The organism is Craterilacuibacter sp. (assembly GCF_051659485.1).
In the GTDB taxonomy this organism is placed as follows: domain Bacteria; phylum Pseudomonadota; class Gammaproteobacteria; order Burkholderiales; family Chromobacteriaceae; genus Craterilacuibacter.
Window position 1 is genome coordinate 22319 of record NZ_JBOFOO010000095.1, and the last position, 7308, is coordinate 29626.

Genomic DNA, 7308 nt, shown 5'->3' on the forward strand with positions numbered 1-7308 from the left:
TCCGAATCCGCTCCGTTTGCAACAGGTCGTTAAGACCCACTCCGGAATGCTTCCTCAGTTCCGGACTCTGGAAGGATTCGATCATGCTGGCGCAAGGTAAAACGCCGAAGGTTGTTTCCGCCGCTAAAGCGGGAGCCGGTTGCAGACATTCCCGAGGGGAGCAGAACGAAAGTTCTTGTTACAAGGCGCGTAAGCGCAAGATTGGGAAGAGCAAACCGTGAGTGTTTTTGTTCTCGATAAACGCAAAAAGCCGCTGATGCCGTGTTCGGAAAAACGCGCACGCAAGCAGCTGGATGCAGGCCGGGCGGTAGTGGTTCGCGTGGTGCCGTTCACCATTCGGCTGAAAGACCGTGTGGGCGGGGAAGTCCAGCCGGTGCAGGTTAAACTTGACCCCGGCAGCAAAACCACCGGCATCGCGCTGGTGCGCGTGCAGGACGACACCGATATCGAAAGCGGAGAGATACGTCGCACCGTCCATCCGCTGTGGCTGGGTCATTTGCAGCATCGCGGTGCGGTCATTCGGGATGCTTTGCAGGCGCGAAGCGCCATGCGCCGCCGTCGCCGTGGTCAAAACCTGCGCCATCGTGCGCCACGATTCGATAATCGCACCCGACCGGAAGGCTGGCTTGCGTCTTCCTTGCGGCATCGGCTGGAGACAACGCTGTCGTGGGTGCAACGGCTGCGCCGCTGGTCGCCGGTTTCTGCACTCGCTGTTGAGCACGTGAAGTTCGACATGCAGGCGATGCAAAGCCCAGAAATCTCCGGCATCGAATACCAGCAAGGCACGCTGCACGGTTACACCGTGCGCGAGTATTTGCTGGAGAAGTTTAAACGCCAGTGCGCGTATTGCAGCAAGACCGACATACCACTGCAAGTCGAACACGTTACCGCCCGCGCCAACGGCGGCAGCAACCGGATCAGCAATCTGACACTGGCGTGCCAGCCTTGCAATCAGAAGAAGGATGCGCTGCCGGTCGAAGTGTTCCTGGCGAAGCAGCCGGATCGACTGGCAAAGCTGCGTCGGCAACTGAAACACCCGCTGCACGACGCTGCCGCCGTCAACAGTACCCGCAATGCGTTGGTTGCGGCATTGAAAGACACGGGCTTGCAGGTGGAAACATCGGACGGGGGCAGGACGAAATACAACCGCCATGCGCTGTCCGTGCCCAAGACTCATGCGCTTGATGCGGCCTGTGTCGGCAGGGTGGATGCTGTCGGCCACTGGCAGCGCCCGGTGGTGGAAATAAAAGCCACCGGACGCGGCAGCTACCAGCGCACGCGGCTGGATGGTTCGGGTTTCCCGCGAGGCTACCTTACTCGCAGCAAACGCCACTTTGGTTTCCAGACCGGCGACCGCATCAAAGCGGTTGTAACCAAAGGCAAGAAAGCTGGCACGTATTGCGGGCGGGGGGCGGTTCGCGCCAGCGGCAGTTTCAACATCCAGGTTGCCGGAGCGCCTGCCGTGCAAGGGATTAATCACCGGCACTGCCGGCTGATCCAACGTGCAGACGGCTACGGTTATACCTTCCAACCCAAGGCTGCTTAGAGAAAGGAGAGCGGGATTGGAGTACAGCCAAAGCATCGACCCCTGCGGGGTCGGCGCTCTCGACCTCGGGCTAAACCCCGAGGTTTCCCGCGCAAACTGATGAAACTGACCATTGCCCTGTCCAAGGGCCGTATTTTTGAAGAAACCCTGCCCTTGCTGGCTGCTGCCGGCATTATGCCGGCCGAAGATCCCGAGTCGTCGCGCAAGCTGGTGATAGACACCAATCACGAACACGTGAAACTGGTGATCGTGCGCGCGTCCGACGTGCCGACCTATGTGCAGTATGGGGCGGCGGATCTGGGCATTGCCGGGCGCGATGTGCTGATCGAGCACGGTGGCGATGGTCTGTACCAGCCGCTGGACCTGAATATTGCCTGCTGCAAGATGATGGTCGCGGTATCGCGTGATTTCGATTACGCGGCGGCGGTGAAGCATGGTGCCCGTCTCAAGATCGCCACCAAGTACCCGCAGATTGCGCGCGAGCATTTTGCGCGCAAGGGGGTGCACGTAGACATCATCAAGCTGTACGGCTCGATGGAGCTGGCGCCATTGGTTGGCCTGGCCGACGCCATTGTCGATCTGGTGTCTACCGGCAATACGCTGAAGGCCAATAATCTGGTCGCCGTCGAGCATATCCTCGACATCAGCTCGCGGCTGGTGGTGAATCAGGCGGCACTCAAACTCAAGTATTCGACCATACAGCCGGTGCTGGACGCGTTTGCGTCGGCGGTGCCGGCGTGATGGAGGCCCGCATGCAGAAACTCGATAGCCGTATGCCAAGCTTTGATGCCAGCCTGCGTGCGCTACTGGCATTTGAAACCGCGCAGGACCCCGAGGTCGATGCCCGCGTCGCCGCCATCTGTGACGATGTCAAAGCCCGTGGAGATGCGGCGCTGATTGAATACAGCAAGCGCTTCGACCGGCTGGAAGTGGCCTCCATGGCCGAGCTGACGCTGTCGCGTGCCGAGCTGGAAGCGGCATTCCATCGCCTGCCACCGATCCAGCGCGAGGCGCTGACGGCTGCCGCCAGCCGTGTGACCCGCTACCACGAAAAGCAGCTGGCGCATTCGTGGAGCTACGAAGACGAAGACGGCACCCTGCTCGGGCAGCAGGTGAGTGCGCTGGAGCGTGTCGGCATCTATGTGCCCGGCGGCAAGGCCTGCTACCCCAGCTCGGTGCTGATGAATGCGCTGCCGGCCAAGGTGGCGGGCGTGGGTGAAATCATCATGGTGGTGCCGACGCCAGGCGGCGAAAAAAACGATCTGGTGCTGGCGGCGGCGTTTATCGCCGGCGTGGATCAGGTGTTTACCGTCGGTGGGGCGCAGGCGATTGCCGCGCTGGCCTACGGCACGGCCACCATCCCGCAGGTCGATAAAATTACCGGCCCGGGCAATGCCTATGTCGCCGCGGCCAAACGCCGCGTATTCGGCGTCGTCGGCATCGACATGGTCGCCGGGCCTTCCGAGATTCTGGTGATCTGCGATGGCACTACCGATCCGGACTGGATCGCGATGGATCTTTTTTCACAGGCCGAGCATGACGAAATTGCACAGGCCATCCTGTTGTGCCCGGATGCAGGCTATATCGCCGCAGTCGAAGCCAGCATCGACAAGTTGCTGCCGGCCATGCCGCGGCGCGCGATTATCGAGGCCAGCCTGGCCAATCGCGGCGCGCTGATTCAGGTGGCGGATCTGGCCGAAGCCTGCCGCATCGCCAATTTTATTGCGCCCGAGCATCTGGAACTGTCGGTGGCCGAGCCCGAAGTCTGGTTGCCGGCACTCAAACACGCCGGCGCGATCTTTATGGGCCGTTTCACCTCCGAGAGTCTGGGCGACTACTGTGCCGGCCCCAATCATGTGTTGCCGACCAGCCGTACTGCGCGCTTTGCCAGTCCTTTGGGCGTTTACGACTTTCAAAAGCGCAGCAGCCTGATCCGCGTGTCGGCTCAGGGCGCGCGCCAATTGGGAGCCATTGCCAGCGTACTGGCGCATGGCGAAGGGCTGACCGCCCACGCCCGTGCCGCAGAAATGCGTATGGAAAGCTAGGGCCGGCAGCGTAGTGGCAGGAAGCCGGCATTTTGCGGCTTGCTAATTCGCTCGCCGCCATGCGCATTACGCGATAGGATATACACATAAATTGCGTTCGCCTGTTGCGGACGGACTGAATACGATAGAGATGAAATTGTCAGCACAGCACTGGGTCAGGCCGGAAATCAGCGCGCTACAGGCGTATCACGTCGCGGAGGCATCGGGTTTCATCAAACTCGATGCGATGGAAAATCCGTTTCCCTTGCCGCCGGAACTGCAGGCCGAGTTGGGGCAGCGTCTGGCTAGGGTCGCCATCAACCGTTATCCCGATCCGGCCGGCGGCAACCTCAAGGTGCGGCTCAAGGCGGCGTTTGCCATTCCGGCTGCGGCCGATGTGCTGCTGGGGAATGGTTCGGATGAAATCATCACCCTGATCACCCAGCTGCTGGCCCGCCCCGGTGCCAAGGTGCTGGCGCTGGAGCCTTCGTTCGTGATGTACCGCATGAATGCCGTCCTGTCCGGCATGGATTATATCGGTGTGCCACTGAATGCCGACTTCAGCCTGAATCTCTCCGCCACACTGGCGGCCATCGCCCTGCATCAACCGGCGGTGGTGTTTATTGCCTACCCGAATAATCCGACCGGCAACCGCTATCCGCGCGCCGCTGTCGAAGCCATTATCGCGGCCGCACCGGGGCTGGTGGTGGTGGACGAGGCCTATCAGGCTTTTGCCGACGACAGCCTGATGGATCTGGCCGGCACGGTGGAAAACCTGCTGCTGCTGCGCACCCTGTCCAAGGTGGGTCTGGCCGGCATCCGTCTGGGCTACGCCGCCGGTCATCCGTCGTGGATGGCCGAGCTGGATAAGGTGCGCCCGCCCTACAACATCAATGTACTGACGCAGGAAACGGCGCATTTCGCACTCGACCACCTGGGCCTGTTCGATGAGCAGGCAAACCTGCTGCGCGCCGAGCGCCAGCGTCTGGCGGCCGCCGTGCAAGCCTTGCCCGCTGTCACCGTGTTCGCCAGCGAAGCCAATTTCATCAGCTGCCGCGTGAGCGGTGCCGCCGCCGTATTTGACGCGCTCAAGGCGCGCAAGATACTGATTAAAAAGCTGGACGGCGCCCATCCGCTATTGCAGGACTGCCTGCGCCTGACGGTTGGCAGCCCCGCAGAAAACAGCGCGCTGCTGGCCGCCCTTCACGACATCCTGAGCTAAACCATGCGCACAGCTACCGTTACCCGCAATACCTCCGAGACGCAGATTACCGCCGCGCTCAATCTTGACGGCAGCGGCATCGGCCGTTTTGAAACCGGCGTGCCCTTTCTCGACCACATGCTGGACCAGATCGCGCGCCACGGCCTGATCGACCTCGATATTCATGCGGTGGGGGATTTGCATATCGATGCCCATCATACGGTGGAAGATATCGGTATTACGCTGGGGCAGGCCTTTGCCCGCGCCATCGGCGACAAGAAGGGCATACGCCGCTATGGCCATGCCTATGTGCCGCTGGACGAGGCCTTGAGCCGGGTGGTACTGGATCTGTCCGGCCGTCCGGGGCTGGTGTACAACATCGAATTTACCCGCGCCAGCATCGGTAATTTCGACGTTGATCTCTTTTCCGAATTCTTCCACGGCTTCGTCAACCATGCGATGGTGACGCTGCATATCGATAATCTGCGCGGGCTGAACAGCCATCATCAGGCCGAGACCGTGTTCAAGGCCTTCGGGCGCGCGCTCAGGATGGCGGTCGAGTTCGATGAGCGCATGGCCGGGCAGATGCCGTCGACCAAGGGGACGCTGACCGCATGAAAGTCGCCATCATCGATTACGGCATGGGCAATCTGCACTCGGTCCTGAAATCGGTACAGGCCGTCAATGATTGCGGTGCCGACGTGTTTCTCACCTCCGACCCGGATGTCGTGGTCAAGGCCGACAAGGTGGTGTTCCCCGGGCAAGGCGCGATGCCGGACTGCATGCGTGAGCTGCGCGAGCATGGCCTGGCCGAGGCGGTGCTGGAAACCACCGGCAGCAAGCCGTTTTTCGGCATCTGCGTGGGGGCCCAGCTCTTGTTCGAGCATAGCGAGGAAGGCGATACCGCCGGGCTGGGTCTGTTTCCCGGTAATGTGGTGCGCTTTGCCGACGGGCTTAAAGATGCACACGGCGAGCGCCTGAAAGTGCCGCATATGGGCTGGAACCGCGTGTCCCAGACCCGGGCGCATCCCTTGTTCGCCGGCATCGACGATGGCGAACGTTTTTACTTTGTCCACAGTTACCATTTTGCCCCGGCCGATGCTGCGTTAAGCCTGGGCGAGAGCACGTACCCGACACCGTTTTCCTGTGTCGTCGGGCGCGATAATATTTTTGCCACGCAGTTCCACACCGAAAAGAGCCACCATGCAGGGCTTCAGATGATGAAGAACTTCCTTGCCTGGGACGGCTGTTGCTAACCCTTTGTAGATGAATGCACCATGCTGCTGATACCCGCGATCGACCTCAAGAATGGTCAATGTGTACGCCTGAAACAGGGCGTGATGGATGATGCGACTGTTTTCTCCGACGACCCGGTCAAGGTCGCGCTGCACTGGCGCGATTCTGGCGCCGAGCGCCTGCATCTGGTCGACCTTGATGGCGCTTTTGCCGGCAAACCCAAGAATCGTAGCGTGATACGCGACATTCTGGGCGCGGTCGGCAAGGACATGCTGGTACAACTGGGTGGCGGTATCCGCGATCTGGATACCATAGAAGCCTATCTCGATATGGGCCTCAAGTACGTGATCATCGGCACGGCGGCGGTAAAAAACCCGGGCTTTTTGCACGATGCCTGTGATGCCTTCCCCGGTCAGGTGATTGTGGGGCTGGATGCCAAGGACGGCATGGTGGCCATCGACGGCTGGGCCAAGGTGACCCAGCACAAGGTGGTCGATCTGGCCAAGCGTTTCGAGGACTATGGCGTGGTGTCGGTGATCTACACCGATATCGGTCGTGACGGCATGATGAACGGCATCAATATCGACGCGACCGTCAAGCTGGCGCAGGCCCTCTCCGTGCCGGTCATCGCCTCGGGCGGCCTGACCAATCTCGATGATGTCCGTGCCTTGTGCGCGGTCAGGAGCGAAGGCATCGAAGGCGTCATCACCGGTCGCGCCATCTACGAAGGCAGCATCGATTTTGCCGAAGCACAAACGCTGGCGGATGAGCTGACAGCTTAAAGCGGGATCCGGGACTCGTGACTAGGGAGCCGACCGGTGTTGGCTCTGGCTACGAGTCCCGGATTCCAAGTCCCTGATCCCGAAAGTCCTTATGCTCGCCAAACGCATTATTCCCTGTCTCGATGTTTCTGCCGGTCGTGTCGTCAAGGGGGTCAATTTTGTCGGCCTGCGCGATGCCGGCGATCCGGTTGCCATCGCCAAGCGCTACAACGACCAAGGCGCCGACGAACTGACCTTTCTCGATATTACCGCCAGCTCCGACGAGCGCGATTTGATCCTGCACGTAATCGAGGCGGTCGCCGATCAGGTCTTTATTCCGCTGACCGTGGGTGGCGGCGTGCGTCAGGTGGCCGATATCCGCCGCCTGCTCAATGCCGGTGCCGATAAGGTCGGCATCAATACCGCCGCGATCACCAATCCCGATCTGGTGCGCGATGCCGCCGACCGCTTCGGTTGTCAGGCCATCGTGGTGGCGGTGGATGCCAAGGCGGTGAATGCCGACAACAGCCGCTGGGAAAT

The 7308-nt window shown here is 60.9% G+C and carries 8 protein-coding genes; all 8 read left to right on the plus strand.

The features are described from left to right. Positions 1-217 precede the first annotated feature (217 nt). Positions 218-1546, plus strand: coding sequence for an RNA-guided endonuclease IscB (gene iscB, locus ACRC1E_RS03420; RefSeq protein WP_438513709.1), 1329 nt, complete (start codon positions 218-220; stop codon positions 1544-1546). A gap of 99 nt (positions 1547-1645) precedes the next feature. Next, on the plus strand, positions 1646-2287 hold the full coding sequence (gene hisG, locus ACRC1E_RS03425; protein WP_438513710.1) for an ATP phosphoribosyltransferase: 642 nt from the start codon (positions 1646-1648) through the stop codon (positions 2285-2287). Between the two features lie 11 nt (positions 2288-2298). Next, complete coding sequence (gene hisD, locus ACRC1E_RS03430) at positions 2299-3591, plus strand: histidinol dehydrogenase (RefSeq protein WP_438513711.1); 1293 nt, start codon at positions 2299-2301, stop codon at positions 3589-3591. A gap of 130 nt (positions 3592-3721) precedes the next feature. Continuing rightward, entirely contained in the window at positions 3722-4792 is a 1071-nt protein-coding gene (hisC, locus tag ACRC1E_RS03435; RefSeq protein WP_438513712.1) for a histidinol-phosphate transaminase, read from the plus strand. Between the two features lie 3 nt (positions 4793-4795). Further along, entirely contained in the window at positions 4796-5389 is a 594-nt protein-coding gene (gene hisB / locus ACRC1E_RS03440; protein ID WP_438513713.1) for an imidazoleglycerol-phosphate dehydratase HisB, read from the plus strand. Beyond that, a complete protein-coding gene (hisH, locus tag ACRC1E_RS03445) occupies positions 5386-6027 on the plus strand; it encodes an imidazole glycerol phosphate synthase subunit HisH (protein WP_438513714.1) in 642 nt (213 codons plus the stop codon). The genes hisB and hisH overlap by 4 nt, the downstream gene beginning before the upstream one ends. Positions 6028-6048: 21 nt before the next feature. Then, positions 6049-6789 carry a 1-(5-phosphoribosyl)-5-[(5-phosphoribosylamino)methylideneamino]imidazole-4-carboxamide isomerase gene (gene hisA, locus ACRC1E_RS03450; RefSeq protein ID WP_438513715.1) on the plus strand — a complete coding sequence of 247 codons (741 nt, stop codon included), beginning with the start codon at positions 6049-6051 and terminating at the stop codon, positions 6787-6789. Positions 6790-6880: 91 nt separating this feature from the next. Continuing rightward, positions 6881-7308 (plus strand): imidazole glycerol phosphate synthase subunit HisF (hisF, locus tag ACRC1E_RS03455; protein ID WP_438513716.1); only part of this gene is annotated, 428 nt, incomplete at its 3' end.